Consider the following 314-nt stretch of genomic DNA (forward strand, 5'->3'; position numbering starts at 1 on the left):
AAGAGAGCGTATTGTTTTTGAAGATGATATTTATAAAGTATTAAATACGGATATCATTTGGAGCGAGAGTGAAATACTAAAACATCTCAATGAGAAACCAGAAAGGTTTTCACCAAATGTAATTATGCGTCCATTGTATCAGGAGGTTATACTACCCAATCTCTGTTACATTGGCGGTGGCGGTGAATTGGCCTACTGGATCCAGTTAAAATCTTATTTTGATGCTGTAGATGTAACGTTTCCTATGCTGTTGCTTCGAAATTCAGTATTAATTAAAACTGAAAAACAAACAAGAAAGCTAAATAAATTAAATA

At 33.1% G+C, this 314-nt stretch carries 1 protein-coding gene; it reads left to right on the forward strand.

All coding sequences use genetic code 11. From position 1 onward, the window contains the following. Window positions 1-314, forward strand: a 314-nt coding sequence (gene bshC / locus H4O21_RS28845) for a bacillithiol biosynthesis protein BshC (protein WP_182812744.1), incomplete at both ends; no start/stop codon positions are given.

It is taken from the genome of Oceanospirillum sediminis (assembly GCF_014164585.1).
Classification (GTDB): Bacteria; Pseudomonadota; Gammaproteobacteria; order Pseudomonadales; family Halomonadaceae; genus Oceanospirillum; species Oceanospirillum sediminis.